Raw genomic sequence first — 16,314 nt, 5'->3', positions numbered from 1 at the left:
GGCGTACGGAAAAATCTGAAAAAGCTGTCAGTGCAGGCCCAGCGCGGCCAGCAGCGCCAACGGCGTGTCGAATGCACGACCCACCGCTGGCAACGCCGGGCGTTTCAGGACCAGCACCGGCACCCCCAGCTCACGCGCCACTTCCAGTTTGGGTTCGGTCGCCACGCTGCCGCTGTTCTTGCTGATCAACACGTCGATGCTGCGCCGCTGGAACAATGCCCGTTCATCCTCGAGAACAAACGGCCCGCGCGCACCGATCACCTCGCAGCGCTCATTGCCGGGGCAGGCCTCCAATGCCCGCAAGGTCCAGAACTGCTGTGGCGGAATTTCGTCCAGGTGCTGCAGCGGCTCACGGCCCAGCGTGAACAGCGGCCGGCGAAACGGCTGCAGTGCTGCGATCAAGTGCGCCCAGTCTGCCACTTCGCGCCAGTCATCCCCCTTTTGCGCCTGCCAGGCCGGGCGGCGCAGGGCCCAACAGGGGATGCCGGCGCTGCGTGCGGCCTGGGCGGCATTGCCGCTGATCTGTGCTGCATAGGGGTGGGTGGCGTCGATCAGCAGGGTAATGCCCGACTCGCGCAGGTAGCGCGCCAGGCCTTCGGCGCCACCGAAGCCACCGACCCGCACCTGGCATTGCAGGTCCTGGGGCACACGGCCGATACCGGCCAGGCTGTAGACATGCTGCGGGCCGAGGCGGCGGGCGATGGCCAGGGCCTCGGTGATGCCACCCAGCAGCAGGATACGGGCGGTCATGCCACGCCAGCCTTGCCGACAATGCCGCCCTGGCGGTCGATGGCGAACACTTCCACCTGCACTGCCGCCGGCACCACGCTGCGGGCAAACGCCAGGGCATGGGCGCACACCGCATCACCCAGCGCGATACCGGCCGCATGCGCCAGTGCGAGAGCCTGCTGGCTGGTATTGGCGTCGATGATCGCGGCTTGCAGGGCTGTGTCAGCACCGATCGCCGCTGCCCAGCCGGCCAGCTGCGGCAGGTCGATGCTGGAATGGCGGCTGTGCAGGTCCATGTGCCCGGCAGCCAGCTTGCTGATCTTGCCAAAGCCGCCGCACAAGGTCAGGCGCGGCACCGGCACCTTGCGCAGGTGCTTGAGCACCGCGCCGACGAAGTCGCCCATTTCGATCAGGGCGATTTCCGGCAGGCCGTAGACACGGCGCATGGTGTCTTCACTGGCGTTGCCGGTGCAGGCGGCGATGTGGGTGTAGCCGTTGGTGTGAGCCACGTCGATGCCCTGGTGGATCGACGCTATATAGGCGGCGCAGGAGAATGGCCGCACGATACCGCTGGTGCCGAGGATCGATAGGCCGCCGAGGATGCCCAGGCGCGGATTCATGGTCTTTAGCGCCAGCTGTTCACCGCCCTGCACGTTGACCGTGACCTCGAAGCCGCCAGGGTGGCCACACTCATCGGCCAGGCGCTGCAGGTGCTCGCTGATCATGCGCCGGGGCACCGGGTTGATGGCAGGTTCACCGACCGCCAGCACCAGCCCCGGGCGGGTCACGGTGCCGACGCCGCTGCCAGCGACAAAACGCACGCCCGGGTCGCCCAGCAGGCGCACCCGGGTGTACAGCAGCGCACCATGAGTCACGTCGGGATCATCGCCGGCATCCTTGACCGTCCCGGCTTCGGCGCATTCGCCCACCAGGCGACAGAATTCCAGGCGCATCTGCACCACCTTGCCTTTGGGCAGGGTGATAGCCACGGCGTCGTCACGCTGCCCGGTGAGCAACAGCTTGGCTGCCGCCAGGCTGGTGGCGGTGGCGCAACTGCCGGTGGTCAGGCCGCTGCGCAGTGGGGCGGGCTGTTCGCGGGTTTCTTCACGCATCGACGGGTTTCTGCACTTCCAGCAGGGTGATCGGCAGCGCCTGGCGCCAGGTGTCGAACGCGCCCAGTGGCTGGGCATGGGCGACATGCACGCGGGTCAGTTCGCCGCCGTGCTGTTGGCGAAAATGCGCCAAGGCCAGTTCGCTTTGCAGGGTCACCGCATTGGCCACCAGGCGCCCGCCAGGGCGCAGGCTGGCCCAGCACAGGTCGAGCACCCCTTCGCGGGTGACGCCGCCGCCGATGAAAATGGCATCGGGCGGCTCCAGCCCATGCAACGCTGCCGGCGCCTTGCCGCGAACCAGCTGCAGGCCGGGAACACCCAGCGCATCGCGGTTATGTTCGATGAAGCCCTGGCGGCCTTCGTCGGCCTCGATGGCCAGGGCGCGGCAGGCCGGGTGGGCGCGCATCCATTCGATACCGATCGAGCCGCAGCCAGCACCCACGTCCCACAGCAGTTCGCCTGGCTGCGGCGCCAGGCGCGCCAGGGTCATGGCGCGGACATCGCGCTTGGTCAGCTGGCCGTCGTGGCGAAAGGCGCTGTCGGGCAGCCCGGCCAGGCGATGGTGACGGGGGGCGTGGGGCGTGGCCTGGCAGTCGATGGCCACCAGGTTGAGCGCAGCGATATCGGTGTGCGGCCAGTCCTGGGCAGTGCCGACCAGCGTGCGTTCGGCTTCGCCACCGAGGTGCTCGAACACCTGCACGCGGCTGGGCCCGAAGCCACGTTCGCAGAGCAGTGCAGCAATGGCCGCCGGGCTGTCGCCATCGTTGCTCAGCACCAGCAGGCGCAGGCCGCTGTACAGGTGGGCGTTGAGGGCAGCCAGCGGCCGCGCCACCAGTGACACCACGTGCAGGTCCTGCACTGGCCAGCCCAGGCGGGCCGCTGCCAGGGCGCAGGAGGAGGGCATCGACAGCACGCGCATTTCGGCCGCGGGCACCAGGCGCGCCAGGCTGGCCCCGACGCCGTAGAACATGGGGTCGCCGCTGGCCAGCACGCACACCGGCTCGCCACGCAGGGCCAGTACCGGGTTCAGCGAGAATGGGCTGGGCCAGGGCAGTTGTTCAGCGCGCGTGCAGTGCGGCAGCAGGGCCAGCTGGCGGGGGCTGCCGACAATCTTCGTGGCGCCCAGCAGGGCGCGCCGGGCTTGTTTGCCCAAGCCAGGGAAGCCGTCTTCGCCGATGCCTACTACTGTCAGCCAGGGTGTCATTCATACCTCTTAAAGATTCTGGGGCGCACAGCGCCCCAGAATTTCTGCTCAAACCCGAATGATGCTCGACCACCGGCTTTTCATGCCGCCGGCCAAAGCAGGCATAATACCGCGCCTTCTACACTCAAGCGCACTTTCACAGATTGCCGGATACTCCATTGACCCAGGCCGATGCCCCCGCTGTTACCCCACGTCCCTCGGCTTGCCCGGGGTTGTGGCGCATCGTCAGTGCCCGCGATGGCGGTATCTGCCGGATCAAACTACCGGGCGGCCTGCTGCTGGCCGACCAGGCCGATGCAGTAGCCGCCGCTGCCGAGCGTTTCGCCGGCGGCGTGATCGAGGCCACCAACCGCGGCAACCTGCAGATCCGCGGCATCGGCAATGCACACCACGCCCTGGTCGAGACCTTGCTCGCGGCAGGCCTGGGCCCGCGCGATGCGGCCGGCGACGATGTACGTAACCTGATGCTCAGCCCGCTGGCCGGGCATGATCCGGCCATGCTGCTGGATGCACGGCCCCTGGCCGGGCAGATTCTAGACCTGCTCGAAAGCACCCCGCGCTTCCACCAGTTGTCAGCCAAGTTCGCCGTGCAACTCGATGCCGGCGAAGCCCTGGCCATGCTCGAACACCCTCACGACCTGTGGTTGTCGGCCTTGCGCCTGGGCCAGCAAACCTGGCTGGCGTTCGGCCTGGCGGGTTGCCCGGCAGATGGCCAAGTGCTGGGTGCGGTGCCGCTGGCCGATGGCCTGGCCTTGGTGCGTGCCGTGCTCGACCGTTTCCTCGACCTGGCCAGCCCCGCGCATTCGCGCATGCGCCAGCTGCTGGAAGCCTACCCGGCCGGCGAGTTTGTCGAAGGCCTGCCTCTGGATATCCGCCGCGACGCTGCCGTGCTCGGCTGGCGCCGGCACCAGCCTGCTCCCGTGTGGTTGGGCAAGCTGCCCCAGGCCCGCGGCCTGGCCCTTGGCGTTGCCCCGGCGCAGGGCCGCCTGACCCCGGCCATGCTGCGCGGCGTCGCCCAGGTCTGCCGTGAGCTGGGCGACGGCAGCCTGCGCCTGAGCCCATGGCAAAGCCTGGTGCTGACCAACCTGCCGGCGCAGCACATCGAGCAGGCCCAGGCTGGGTTGTCTGCCCTGGGCCTGCTTTGCCACGTGGATGAGCCGCTGGCACGTATCAGCGCCTGCACCGGCAGCAGCGGCTGCGCCAAGGCCCTGGGCGAGACCAAGGGCGATGCCGTGGCCCTGGCCGCGCTGCTCGGCCCTGGCGCCCCGGGCAGCGTGCACTTGTCTGGCTGCCCCCGTTCCTGCGCCGTGGCCCACGTTGCCCCGGCCACCCTGTTGGCCCGTTCACCGGGCCGTTATGACCTGTACCTGCGTGACGCGTGCCAGCCAGGCTTTGGCGCCCTGCGCGGCACCGACCTTACCTTGAATGAAGCAGGCGCCATGCTCGACCTGCCGACGGAGCACCTTGATGATTGACTACATCCGCGATGGTCAGGAGATCTATCGCAATTCCTTCCGGATCATCCGCGAGGAAGCCCGGCTCGAGCGGATCCCCGCAGACCTCGAAAAGCTCGCCGTGCGGGTGATCCACGCCTGTGGCATGGTCGAGGCCATCGATGGCCTGCAGTTCTCTGCAGGCGCTGGCCATGCCGGGCGCGAAGCGCTGCGCAACGGCGCACCGATCCTGTGCGATGCGCACATGGTCGCCGAGGGCATCACCAGGGCCCGCCTGCCAGCCGACAACCAGGTCATCTGCACCCTGCGTGACCCCAGCGTGCCTGGCCTGGCCAAAGAGGCCGGCAACACCCGCTCGGCCGTGGCCCTGGAGTTGTGGCGCCCGCACCTGGAGGGCAGCGTGGTGGTCATCGGCAACGCCCCCACCGCCCTGTTCTACCTGCTGGAAATGCTCGACGCCGGTGCGCCCAAGCCGGCGCTGATCCTCGGCTTCCCGGTCGGCTTCGTCGGTGCTGCCGAGTCCAAGGCGATGCTCGCTGCCGACAGCCGCGGCGTGCCGTTCGTGATCATGCAAGGCCGCCTGGGCGGCAGCGCAATGGCCGCTGCCGCGGTCAACGCCCTGGCCACGGAGGTGGAATGATGGCGCCGCGTGGACGACTGCTGGGCCTGGGCGTAGGCCCCGGCGACCCCGAGCTGATCACCGTCAAGGCCCTGCGCCTGCTGCGCGAGGCCCCGGTGGTCGGCTACTTCGTGGCCAAGGGCAAGCGCGGCAATGCCTTCGGCATCATCGAGGCGCACCTGCAGCCTGCCCAGACCCTGCTGCCGCTGGTCTACCCGGTGACCACCGAAGCCCTGCCGGCGCCTTTGTCCTATGAACAGGTCATCAGCGACTTCTACGACGAAGCCAGCGTGCAAGTGGCCGAGCACCTGGATGCCGGCCGTGACGTGGCGGTGATCTGCGAAGGCGACCCGTTTTTCTACGGCTCGTACATGTACCTGCACGACCGCCTGGCACAGCGTTATGAGGCCGAGGTGATTCCTGGGGTGTGCTCCATGCTGGGGGGCGCTTCGGTGCTGGGCGCGCCCTTGGTGTACCGCAACCAGAGTTTGTCCGTGCTGTCGGGGGTGTTGCCGGCCGATGAGCTGAAGCGCCGCCTGGCCGACGCCGATGCGGCGGTGATCATGAAGCTTGGCCGCAACTTCCCCAAGGTCCGCGACGTGCTGGCCGAGCTTGGCCTGGACGGGCGCGCGCTGTACGTGGAACGGGCGACCATGGCCAATCAGAAAATCGTGCCGCTGGACCAGGTCGACCCGCTGTCGTCGCCGTACTTTTCGCTGATCATCGTGCCGGGGGAAAAATGGCAGGGCTGACCATGAACCCGGCACCGGCCATCGTCATTCTCGGGCCGGGCAGCCTGTTGACGGCACAGCGGATCCAGCAGTGTTATCCACAGGCTTTGATCCATGGCCTGCAGGGCCGCGTGGAGGGCGCCGACTGCTACTACAGTGCCTTTGGCGACACCCTGCGGGCGCTGTACCAGCAAGCCACCCCGATCATTGCGCTGTGCGCAGCCGGTATCGTCATTCGCAGCCTGGCGCCCCTGCTCAGCGAGAAGGGCAGCGAACCGCCGGTGCTGGCCGTGGCTGAAGATGGCAGTGCGGTGGTGCCATTGCTCGGTGGCCTGGGCGGGGTGAACGTGATGGCACGGGAAATCGGCGCGTCGCTGGGTGTTGCCGCCGCCATCACGACCAGCGGCGAACTGCGTTTCGGCACCTGCCTGCTGAACCCGCCGCAAGGCTATGCCCTGGCTGATGTCGAGCAAGGCAAGCGCTTTGTTTCCGACCTGCTGGCTGGCGAGTCGGTGCGGGTCGAGGGGCATGCGCCCTGGTTGCAGCAGGCGCAATTGCCCGCCAGCGAGGTGGCCCGGCGCACCATTCATGTGGGGCACCTGGCGCGCCCGGCCAGCCGCGACGAGCTGCTGATCCACCCGCGCTCGGTGGTGGTGGGGGTTGCAGGCGGCGCGCTGCACACTATCCGTGCTGCCTTGCAGCAGGCCGGCATCGCCGAGCCAGCTGTGGCCTGTGTGTTGGCGGGCGAGCACGCCATGGCCGACACCACCCTGCACGAAGCGGCGCAGGCTTTGGGGGTTGCCCTGCGCTTCGTGGCCCAGCCAGGCGATGTTGCCAGCATGCTGGCGGCGGCATTGCCCGGTGCCCAACTGATCGGGCAGGGCGACGTGGTCATCGCGGTGGCTCCCGCCCCGGTCGAGGTGGAGCGGCTGGGCCGCCGCCGCGGCCGTTTGGCCGTTATCGGCCTGGGGCCGGGCGCTGCCGAACTGATGGTGCCAGCGGTCAAGGCGGAGTTGGCCCGGGCGCAGGACGTGCTTGGCTATGAAACCTATGTGCGCATGGCCGGGCCGTTCCGTAGCGACCAGGTGCTGCACTGCACCGACAACCGCGAAGAGATGCAACGCGCCAGGCATGCCTTCGAGCTGGCGGCCCAAGGCCGTTCGGTCGTGGTGGTGTCGTCGGGCGACCCGGGGGTGTTCGCCATGGCGGCGGCAGTGCTCGAAGCGCTGCACGCGTCGACCGACCCGGCGTGGCACCGGGTCGACCTGGAGATCCTGCCGGGGGTATCCGCCTCGCTGGCGACCGCTGCCCAGGCAGGTGCACCGCTGGGCCATGACTTCTGCGTGATGTCGCTGTCGGACAACCTCAAACCCTGGTCGATCATCGAGAAGCGCCTGGACCTGGCCGCCCAGGCTGACCTGGTATTGGCATTCTACAACCCGATTTCCCGCTCGAGGCCGCATCAGCTCGGCGTGGCGCTCGAGGTGGTTCGGCGGCACCGTGCTGGCAACACGCCTGTAGTCCTGGGGCGTGATATCGGTAGGCCGGGGCAGACGCTCAAAGTAGTCACATTGGCCGAGCTGCTGCCAGAAATGGTCGACATGCGCACCATGGTGCTGGTGGGCTCCTCCACAACCTGCGTGTTTCCTCGCCTCACGGGTGGGGTGTGGGCCTACACGCCACGTTGGTACCCTTCGGCCAGCTAGCTGCCGCGGAAACCCTTCAGCGCGCTGTCTTGCGAGCACGCTGGCTAAGGTGGCTGCCCCTGATTCAGGGGTAACCACCAAGGAGTTTCCCGATGTCTGAAACACAAGCCACTACCCGCGACGCCGCCGTCCTGGTCGAAGGCAACCTGCTTGCCTGTGGCGCGGGTATGTCCGTGCAAAGCCGCCATGACTGCAAGAATGCATACCACTTTGCCACCTTGGTGGCGGACAAAGCCTTCGATGCCGAAAAGCAGAGCAGGGAGTGGTATGACAAGCTCATCGATGTGATGCGTGACCTGGGCTTCACCATCCCCAAGCGCAGCTTCGAGCAGGAAACATCGGCTGAGCTGTCGGTCACCGTCGGCGCCATTGCTGTACGTGCTATTGCCGTTGCCGGCAACGCAATGTTGGGCGGCACCCAACTGGGCAGCCTGGCCAAAAAGGCCTTCGACAAGATGGCCACCGTCGAGAGCGACGCCAAAGTGCTCGACCACAAGCGCAAGAACAAGACCCGGGGCATGGTCGGCCTGGCTGCGTGCATCGAGACCGAACAAGGTGATGTGGTCATGGTGATCAGCTGCATCCAGGCGTCTGCCCCGCAGCTGGACGACGACGTGCTGGGCATCCAGTGGAAGCTGAACAAGAGCCGCTACTACGCCGGTACGGCGGTGCTCACCCTCAACAACTTCGTCTACGACAAAGTGCGCGAAACCGTGGAAAACAAACTGGGCGTGCGCAGCGTCGAGAACGTTCTGCAGTACGACATCTGATTGCCTGGCGGCATTTCGCCGATGCCGCCTTTTCGACTCTCCTTGAAATGAGGCAACACACATGGATAAAGCATCCGAGCAACTGATGCTGATCGGTGGCACGGCGTTGGTTTACCCGCAGAGGGCGGGCGAAATACTGCGCCAGGCCGCTTTCGACTCGATACTGTACGCCCAGCTGGTGGCCAACAAGCACGCCGGGTCGCGTTTCGAGCAGTATGACGCCTGGTACGCGGCCAACCGCGAGGCATTTCGCCAATTGGGCTGGATCAAGCTGGCCAGCACCCACGACCTCAAACAGCTGGGGCAACCCGTTCGCAGCACCCAGCTCCAGCCGCTGGAAGCCTGGTTGAAAATGCGCGCGATCAGCCCCGAAGCCCTGCTGACCACGGTAAGGGCAGGCCTGCGCCGCTCTGCCCAGGGTGTTGGCCATTTGCTGAAGTTCAGCGCCCAGGAGCAGGGCCAGCGCTCCAGACTGGTCGTGGAGGTGGGGCTGCTGAAGGCCGGGCCGACCCTCGATCTTTGCAGCATCACGCTGCAGGTCGACGAGCGTATTTCTGCCGTGCCCTTGAATGTGCTGCTGAGCGAGCAGGTACTCAGGGGCGAAGCCGAGTTCGATGGTATTTCCCTGGCACTGGATAACGGGCGCTTCGAGCACCAGCGCACTGCACTGCAGGCGCTGATGGAGGACAGGAATGCCCGGGGTGACTACCGCTTTGACCCTTATGCGCCAGTAGTGGGGGCAACACCATGACGAACGTTGCCCCTGCGGTAATCGGTGCCGGTATCGTGTCGTTCTTGCCAGGAATGGACGCAGCCCAGGCGAGCAAGGTGAAGCTGGCCCTGGCGATGGCCGAGCGGGCCACGCAAACAGCCTACAGGGAGGGCTTGATCGAGAACTGGTTCGACTACTACCGCAACCAGCTCAAGTTCATGGGCTGGGACTCGGTGTCTCCCGAGCAGGCGCATAGCCCCGACCCGCGCCGTGCCAAACAGACCGATCAGGTTCTGGAAACCATCGCTGACAAGGCGGGGGAGCGCTATGCAACGGCAACCGGGCTCTCCATCCGGAAACTGTTGAGGCAGCCCTCGGTGCTGCGTGAGCTGGAGCGGTGTGCATACGAGCGCCAGCATTTCCAGTTACTGCCATGTGCGCCCGCCGGTGCTGGCCGGGTCGACATGGTGCTTTACCATGAGGTCGACAGCCACGCGGCATTCAAGGCTGGCTTCCTCAGCCACAAGCGTAGCCACCGGGTGGTGCGGGCGGAACTGGTGCGGTTCAATGTGCTGGCGTTCGACAACAGCTTCTTGGGCAAAGTGCAGGAGCGGGTGGTGCAAGCCTCGTTGAACCGTATTCTCGAATACGGCCTTTAAGGTGCCAGGTAGCCCTTGATGCCGGTGAAGATGATCTGTGCAGCCAGAGCGCAGACGAACAGGCCCATCAGCCGGCTGACGATCTGCAAGCCCTGGTCACCGAGCAGGCGCTCGATGCGGTGCGACAGGTACAGCACCACACCCACGGTGAAGCTGGCCAAGGCAATGCCGATGATTGCCAGCAACTTGTCGCCCCAGTGCGGTTGGCTGACGCCCATTACCAGCAGGGCGCCGATGGTGCCGGGCCCGACGGTCAACGGGATGGTCAGCGGCACGATGGTGACGTCCTGTTGCACGTTGTCGGCCTGCACCGCGGACTTGCCTTGGGCCATGCCCAGCGCAGAAATGAACAGCACACTGCCCGCGCCAATCCGGAAGGCGTCAGCGGTGATGCCGAAAATGCCGAAGATCGCCCGGCCGAACAGGTACAGCAGCACGCTGGCGATGAGCGCGGCAAAAGCTACCTTCCACGCCAGTTGCTTGCGTTCTTTGCTGGAGTGGCCACGGGTCAGGCTGATGAAGCACGACAGCACGAAGAACGGGCTGTAGAGCACGAGCATTTTCAGGTAGACGCTGAACAACTCGTGGAGCATGAGCGCGGGTCCTTGGCAAAGTCGGTTGGCGTGGGCTGGGGCTGTGGTGGGCCTGCGCCGGCAGGTCAGGAAATGTGCGCCGGGTCGGTCGCGGCTTCGCGCTGGCTGGCCCAGTACTGAATCAGTTCGCGCAGTTGCGACAACTCCACCGGCTTGGCCATGTGCCCGTCCATGCCGGCCAGCCGCGCGCGTTCCTTGTGCTCGGCAAGAATATGCGCCGTCAGCGCCACCACTGGGGTGCGCTGGCGCTTGTTGGCGGCTTCCCAGGCGCGCAGCTGCCGGGTGGCCGAGAAACCGTCCAGCACAGGCATTTCACAGTCCATCAAGACCAGGTCGTAATGCCTTTCTTTCATGGCCTGCAGGGCTTCCTCACCATTGCTGGCGGTGTCTGGTTGCAGGTTCAGCTTGCCGAGCATGCCGCGTATCACCTTGGTCGAAATGCTGTTGTCCTCGGCCACCAGTACGCGGAAATCTGCTGGCAAGTCCAATGCCTGCGGGACCCCAGGCGGGCTGGCGGGTAGCGCCTGCTCGCGGCCGCGCTGGGCCAGCTCCTCGGCCAGGGTGGTTTTCAGGGTATAACCGGCCACCGGCTTGGCGAGTATCCGTTTGACCCCGGCGTTACGCGCGATGACTTTGCTGGGCGCGTTGCTGATACCGGTGAGCATGACCACCAGAATGTCGTGGTTCAGGCTGGGGTCTTCCTTGATCTTGGCGGCCAGCTGCATGCCGGTCATGCCGGGCATGTTCTGGTCCAGCAGCACGGCGTCGAAGTAGTCGCGCAGGTGCGCCTTGGTGCGCAACAGGGCCAGGGCCTCCTTGCCTGATGGCACCGCGCTGACATTCATGCCCCAGGCACTGCATTGCTGCACCAGCACTTTCCGGCAGGTATCGTTGTCGTCCACTACCAGCACCCGGGCATCGCGCAGCGGGCCTTCGAGGTCGGCCAGGGGCTGTTCCAGGCGCGAAGGGTCCAGCGGCAGGGTCAGCCAGAGGGTATTGCCCATGCCTGTGCTGCTCTTGATGCCGAATTCACCTTGCATCAGGCCGATCAGCTGCTTGGCGATGACCAGCCCCAGGTGGCCGCCCAGCTTGCTGTTGGAGAGGAAATGGTGGCTGTGCAGTTCGGCCTGCAGCAGGGCCTCGCGGTCTGCGGCCGGCAGCGGCTCGCCACTGTCCTGCACGGCAATGCGCAGGCGTGGCACTTCACCACGCTGATCCAGGGCCACCACCAGCAGGATCTCGCCCTGGTCGGTGTTTTTCAGTGCGTTTTCCAGCAGGCTGGACAACGCCTGGCGCAGCCGCGTGGGGTCACCGCTGATGACCCGTGGCACCTGCGGCTGGGTAAAGCTGATCAGCTCGATGTTCTGCTGTTCGGCCTTGGCGCGGAATATGTTCAGGCAGTCCTCGATCAGCGCGTTGAGGTCGAACTGCACATCATCCAGCTCGATCTGCCGGGACTCGAGCTTGGAAATGTCGAGTATCTCGTTGATCAGGGTCAGCAGTTCGTTGCCCGCGCTGTGGATGGTCTGCACGTAGTCGCGCTGCTTGACCGACAACGGCGTGCCCAGCAACAGCTCGGTCATGCCCAGCACACCGTTCATCGGGGTGCGGATTTCGTGGCTGATCTTGGCCAGGAACTCGGCTTTGGCGTTGATTTCGGCATCGCTGGCAGCCAGTGCCCGGCTGACGCTGAAGCGCTCTTCACTCATGCGCCGCAGGCGTTCGCTGACCGCCAGGTTGAGCAGCAGGCCGCTGGCCACGGCCAGGCCCAGCAAAATGCTCAGTAGCCATGGCGTGGAAGTGCGGGTAAAGCCGAGCAGGGCCGGCAACAGCACCAGGCCACCCAGGTTGAACAGCACCATTGCCAGGCAGAACAGCCGGGCGGGGGCATAGCCCTTGTACCACTGGTAGCTGCTGACCAGCAGCATGCTCACGGTGCCCAGCGCCATCAGGGCGTAGGTCATCAGGTTGAGGGGCAGGGTATCGACGAACAGCAGCACCAGGCCGCTGAGCCCGACCAGCAGCATTTCACCTTGCAGCAAACGGTTCAGCCGGGGCGAATTGCACGGCGAGAAGAAGTGCTGGGTGAAATACAACCCGGCCAGCCCCGCCAGTACCAGGGTCAGGTAGGCCGCGGGCGTTTGTGCGCTGTGCCAGACATGCCACCACGGGCCGCTGAGGTTCAGCAAGATAAGGCCGCTGAGCAGCATCAGGCCGTGATACAGCGCCAGCACCAGGGAAGTGCTGGAGCGGCTGTAGAGGAAGCGGATCAGGTTGTGCAGGATCAGCATCACCAAACCGCCGAACAGCATGCCGAACAGCAGCGGCTGGCGCTGGTCGGCGGCGGCCTGGGCGGCGGGCTCCAGGCTGATGGCCGGGCGCAGCTGGTGTTCGGACACCAGGCGCAGGTAGATGTCCACCGGTTGCTTGCTGTTGGGCAGGGGGAGTACATGGTCGCTGCCGCGCAGGGTGGGGCTGGCATTGCCGGCCTGGCGCCCGTGGTGCAGCTGACGCAGAAGTTGGTCGCCTTCGAGGGCGTAGAGGTCCAGGCCAGACAGGTCCGGGGCGAAAACCCGCAGCAATTGTTCCTGGTCGCCCGGTTCCAGGCGGTAATGCAGCCACAGGGCTTGTTCTGCCGGTGCGGCATCCAGTTCGGCAAGGATCAGCGGGCTGAACTGGTTACGGTAGCGCTCGGAACGCACGTCGCTCAGTTGCAGGTTGGCCTGTTCATCGAGCAGCACCGACCAGCCCCCGCCATGATCGGCCGCAGCCGGGAACATGCAGAGCAAGGTCAGCAAGCTGACGATAAGAGCTGAGGCAATCCGAAGCCGACGCACTACGAAATCCCTTCTTGGCCGATGTGCCGGGTATCAACTATGCGCGGCGCACCAAGCCGAAGGCAAGGCCCATGGCGGGCCTTGTCGACGAGCCGGGCGCCGGGTGCACAGGGCACCGCGGCGTGCCGGTAGTGGTTACTGCTGGTGTTCACCGCGCTCACGGGCAATGGCCCGGTAGCCGATGTCGGTGCGGTAGAAGCTGCCGTTCCAGCTGACTTCCTTGGCCAGGCGGTAAGCCTGCTGCTGCGCGTCGGCAACGGTGCTGCCCATGGCGGTGGCACACAGCACGCGGCCGCCGTTGGTGACCACCTGGCCATCCTTGAGCGACGTACCGGCATGGAACACCTTGCCTTCGATCTGCGCTGCAGCGTCCAGGCCGTTGATCACGTCGCCCCTGGCGTAGTCGCCCGGGTAACCGCCAGCGGCCAGTACCACGCCCAGGCTCGGGCGTGGATCCCACTGGGCTTCGACCTTGTCCAGCGCCTTGGCGAAGGCCGCTTCTACCAGCAGCACCAGGCTCGACTCCAGGCGCAGCATGACTGGCTGGGTTTCCGGGTCACCGAAGCGGCAGTTGAATTCGATGACCTTGGGGTTGCCCGCCTTGTCGATCATCAGGCCGGCATACAGGAAGCCGGTGTAGACGTTGCCTTCCTCTGCCATGCCGCGCACGGTGGGCCAGATCACCTGGTCCATCACGCGCTGGTGCACGTCGGCGGTAACCACCGGGGCAGGGGAGTAGGCACCCATGCCGCCGGTGTTGGGGCCCGTGTCCTGGTCACCGACGCGTTTGTGATCCTGGCTGGTTGCCATCGGCAGTACGTTGTGGCCATCGACCATGACGATGAAGCTGGCTTCTTCGCCGTCGAGGAACTCCTCGATCACCACACGCGAACCGGCGTCACCGAAGGCGTTGCCAGCCAGCATGTCACGCACGGCGGCTTCGGCTTCGTCCAGGGTCATGGCGACGATCACGCCTTTGCCCGCGGCCAGGCCGTCGGCCTTGATCACGATCGGCGCGCCTTTTTCCTGCAGGTAGGCCAGCGCCGGCTCGATCTCGGTGAAGTTCTGGTAGTCGGCGGTCGGGATCTTGTGGCGTGCCAGGAAGTCCTTGGTGAAGGCCTTGGAGCCTTCCAGCTGGGCCGCGCCCTTGGTTGGGCCGAAGCAGTCCAGGCCGCGGCTGCGGAACAGGTCGACCACACCGATGACCAGCGGCGCTTCCGGGCCGACGATGGTCAGGTCGACGTTCTTCTCGGCGAAGTCGGCCAGTTGCTCCAGGGCGCACACATCGATGGCGACGTTTTCGCACTTGGCTTCGATGGCGGTGCCGGCGTTGCCTGGGGCAACGAAGACTTTTTCTACGCGTGGGTCCTGCGCGACTTTCCAGGCCAGGGCGTGCTCGCGGCCGCCGCTGCCGATGATCAAAACTTTCATGTCAAAACCTCGATTCAGGTGACCCCGAGGCGGGCGGGGAACGCTGTGGGAGCGGGCGTGCCCGCGAATGCGGCGGTGAATTCACCATCGTATTCGCGGGCGCGCCCGCTCCCACAGGATCGCCGCTTGCCCGGGGGCCGCGTAATTAGTGGCGGAAGTGACGCATACCGGTGAATACCATCGCGATGCCCGCTTCGTCAGCCGCGGCGATGACTTCTGCATCACGCATCGAACCACCCGGCTGGATCACGGCGCTGATACCCACTTTGGCGGCATTGTCGATGCCGTCACGGAACGGGAAGAACGCATCCGAGGCCATGACCGCGCCCTGTACCTGCAAGCCGGCATGCTCGGCCTTGATGGCGGCGATGCGGGCAGAGTTGACGCGGCTCATCTGGCCAGCGCCCACACCGATGGTCTGGCGCTGCTTGGCGTAGACAATGGCGTTGGACTTGACGAACTTGGCCACTTTCCAGGCGAATACCAGGTCGTGGATTTCCTGCTCGGTTGGCGCACGTTTGGTAACGATCTTCAGGTCGTCGGCAGTGATCATGCCGATATCACGGCTTTGCACCAGCAGGCCGCCGTTGACACGCTTGAAGTCCCAGCCGGCAGCGCGCTCGGCTGGCCACTCGCCGCATTCCAGCAGGCGCACGTTCTGCTTGGCGGCCACTACGTCGCGTGCCGCCTGGGAAATTTTCGGGGCGATGATCACTTCGACGAACTGGCGCTCGACGATGGCCTTGGCGGTTTCGCCGTCCAGTTCACGGTTGAAGGCGATGATGCCGCCAAATGCCGACTCGGTGTCGGTGGCATAGGCCAGGTCGTAGGCCTTGCGGATGCCGCCTTCGTCTTCCGGCACCACGGCCACGCCACACGGGTTGGCGTGCTTGACGATGACGCAGGCCGGCTTGACGAAGCTCTTCACGCACTCCAGCGCGGCGTCGGTGTCGGCCACGTTGTTGAACGACAGTTCCTTGCCTTGCAGCTGCACGGCGGTGGAGATGCTGGCTTCGCCCTTCTTGGCTTCTACGTAGAACGCCGCGCTCTGGTGCGGGTTCTCGCCGTAGCGCATTTCCTGGGCCTTGACGAACTGGCTGTTGAAGGTGCGCGGGAATTCGCTGCGTGCCGCCGTGGACAGGGTCTGCTGGGCCTGGTCGATGGTGCCCATGTAGTTGGCGATCATGCCATCGTAGGCGGCGGTGTGCTCGAACGCCTTGAGCATCAGGTCGAAGCGCTGGGCGTAGGTCAGGCCACCGGCCTTGAGGCCTTCGACGATGCCGGCGTAGTCGCTGGCGTTGACCACGATGGCCACGTCCTTGTGGTTCTTGGCTGCCGAACGGACCATGGTCGGGCCGCCGATATCGATGTTCTCGATGGCGGTCGGCAGGTCACAGCCAGGCTTGGAAATGGTGGCTTCGAACGGGTACAGGTTGACTGCAACCAGATCGATCGGCTTGATGCCGTGCTCGCTCATGATGGCGTCGTCGGTACCGCGACGACCGAGGATGCCGCCGTGGATTTTCGGGTGCAGGGTCTTGACCCGGCCGTCCATCATTTCGGCAAAGCCGGTGTAGTCAGCCACTTCCACCGCGTCAACGCCGTTGTCCTTGAGCAGCTTGTAGGTGCCGCCGGTGGACAGGATCTCGACACCGAGCTGTTGCAGCTCACGGGCGAATTCGAGGATACCGGTCTTGTCGGAGACGCTGATCAGGGCGCGGCGGACTGGCAGGCGGGTAGTCTGGTCGGTCATTTCG

General features: G+C 65.7%; 14 protein-coding genes. 7 read left to right on the top strand and 7 right to left on the bottom strand.

Annotated features, from left to right (window positions below; translation table 11 throughout):
* Positions 1-27: 27 nt before the first annotated feature.
* Genes AACG97_RS25090 through AACG97_RS25080 form a run of 3 tightly spaced genes read right to left on the bottom strand, consistent with a single transcriptional unit; the run spans position 28 to position 3,045 of the window.
* A complete protein-coding gene (locus AACG97_RS25090; protein WP_009683273.1) occupies positions 28-750 on the bottom strand; it encodes a cobalt-precorrin-6A reductase in 723 nt (240 codons plus the stop codon).
* On the bottom strand, positions 747-1,841 hold the full coding sequence (locus AACG97_RS25085) for a cobalt-precorrin-5B (C(1))-methyltransferase (RefSeq protein WP_115294861.1): 1,095 nt from the start codon (positions 1,839-1,841) through the stop codon (positions 747-749). The genes AACG97_RS25090 and AACG97_RS25085 overlap by 4 nt, the downstream gene beginning before the upstream one ends.
* The gene (locus AACG97_RS25080) at positions 1,834-3,045 is read right to left on the bottom strand and encodes a bifunctional cobalt-precorrin-7 (C(5))-methyltransferase/cobalt-precorrin-6B (C(15))-methyltransferase (protein WP_009683271.1); all 1,212 of its coding nucleotides are present in this window, start codon (positions 3,043-3,045) and stop codon (positions 1,834-1,836) included. Before AACG97_RS25080 ends, AACG97_RS25085 begins: the two co-directional genes overlap by 8 nt.
* Positions 3,046-3,188: 143 nt before the next feature.
* On the opposite strand from AACG97_RS25080, the gene cobG reads away from it, so the two are divergent.
* The 7 genes from cobG (at position 3,189) to AACG97_RS25045 (ending at position 9,696) form a co-directional block, all read left to right on the top strand.
* Positions 3,189-4,520: a precorrin-3B synthase gene (gene cobG, locus AACG97_RS25075; protein WP_033690488.1), complete on the top strand. Its 1,332-nt coding sequence runs from the start codon at positions 3,189-3,191 to the stop codon at positions 4,518-4,520.
* Positions 4,513-5,139: a precorrin-8X methylmutase gene (locus AACG97_RS25070; protein WP_009683269.1), complete on the top strand. Its 627-nt coding sequence runs from the start codon at positions 4,513-4,515 to the stop codon at positions 5,137-5,139. The genes cobG and AACG97_RS25070 overlap by 8 nt, the downstream gene beginning before the upstream one ends.
* A complete protein-coding gene (locus tag AACG97_RS25065; RefSeq protein WP_033690487.1) occupies positions 5,136-5,870 on the top strand; it encodes a precorrin-2 C(20)-methyltransferase in 735 nt (244 codons plus the stop codon). The genes AACG97_RS25070 and AACG97_RS25065 overlap by 4 nt, the downstream gene beginning before the upstream one ends.
* Positions 5,858-7,555, top strand: coding sequence for a precorrin-3B C(17)-methyltransferase (gene cobJ / locus AACG97_RS25060; RefSeq protein ID WP_125854967.1), 1,698 nt, complete (start codon positions 5,858-5,860; stop codon positions 7,553-7,555). The genes AACG97_RS25065 and cobJ overlap by 13 nt, the downstream gene beginning before the upstream one ends.
* A gap of 92 nt (positions 7,556-7,647) precedes the next feature.
* Positions 7,648-8,325 carry a hypothetical protein gene (locus tag AACG97_RS25055; RefSeq protein WP_054913303.1) on the top strand — a complete coding sequence of 226 codons (678 nt, stop codon included), beginning with the start codon at positions 7,648-7,650 and terminating at the stop codon, positions 8,323-8,325.
* A gap of 61 nt (positions 8,326-8,386) precedes the next feature.
* A complete protein-coding gene (locus AACG97_RS25050; RefSeq protein ID WP_009683264.1) occupies positions 8,387-9,076 on the top strand; it encodes a hypothetical protein in 690 nt (229 codons plus the stop codon).
* Positions 9,073-9,696, top strand: a complete 624-nt coding sequence (locus tag AACG97_RS25045; RefSeq protein ID WP_125854968.1) for a hypothetical protein — start codon at positions 9,073-9,075, stop codon at positions 9,694-9,696. Before AACG97_RS25050 ends, AACG97_RS25045 begins: the two co-directional genes overlap by 4 nt.
* On the opposite strand, the gene AACG97_RS25040 is transcribed toward AACG97_RS25045, so the two are convergent.
* The 4 genes from AACG97_RS25040 to purH all read right to left on the bottom strand — a co-directional run bounded on the left by AACG97_RS25040 (position 9,693) and on the right by purH (position 16,310).
* Positions 9,693-10,289, bottom strand: coding sequence for a MarC family protein (locus tag AACG97_RS25040; RefSeq protein WP_009683262.1), 597 nt, complete (start codon positions 10,287-10,289; stop codon positions 9,693-9,695). The two genes, AACG97_RS25045 and AACG97_RS25040, sit on opposite strands and share 4 nt — an antisense overlap.
* A gap of 65 nt (positions 10,290-10,354) precedes the next feature.
* Positions 10,355-13,126, bottom strand: coding sequence for a hybrid sensor histidine kinase/response regulator (locus AACG97_RS25035; protein ID WP_054881568.1), 2,772 nt, complete (start codon positions 13,124-13,126; stop codon positions 10,355-10,357).
* A 135-nt stretch (positions 13,127-13,261) separates the two neighbouring features.
* Positions 13,262-14,557, bottom strand: a complete 1,296-nt coding sequence (purD, locus tag AACG97_RS25030; RefSeq protein WP_009683259.1) for a phosphoribosylamine--glycine ligase — start codon at positions 14,555-14,557, stop codon at positions 13,262-13,264.
* Between the two features lie 145 nt (positions 14,558-14,702).
* Positions 14,703-16,310, bottom strand: coding sequence for a bifunctional phosphoribosylaminoimidazolecarboxamide formyltransferase/IMP cyclohydrolase (gene purH, locus AACG97_RS25025; RefSeq protein ID WP_009683258.1), 1,608 nt, complete (start codon positions 16,308-16,310; stop codon positions 14,703-14,705).
* Positions 16,311-16,314 lie beyond the last annotated feature (4 nt).

It is taken from the genome of Pseudomonas sp. Nvir (assembly GCF_963778085.1).
In the GTDB taxonomy this organism is placed as follows: Bacteria; Pseudomonadota; Gammaproteobacteria; order Pseudomonadales; family Pseudomonadaceae; genus Aquipseudomonas; species Aquipseudomonas juntendi.
Note: the sequence above shows the minus strand (reverse complement) of the source record. Positions and strands in the feature narration are given on the sequence as shown.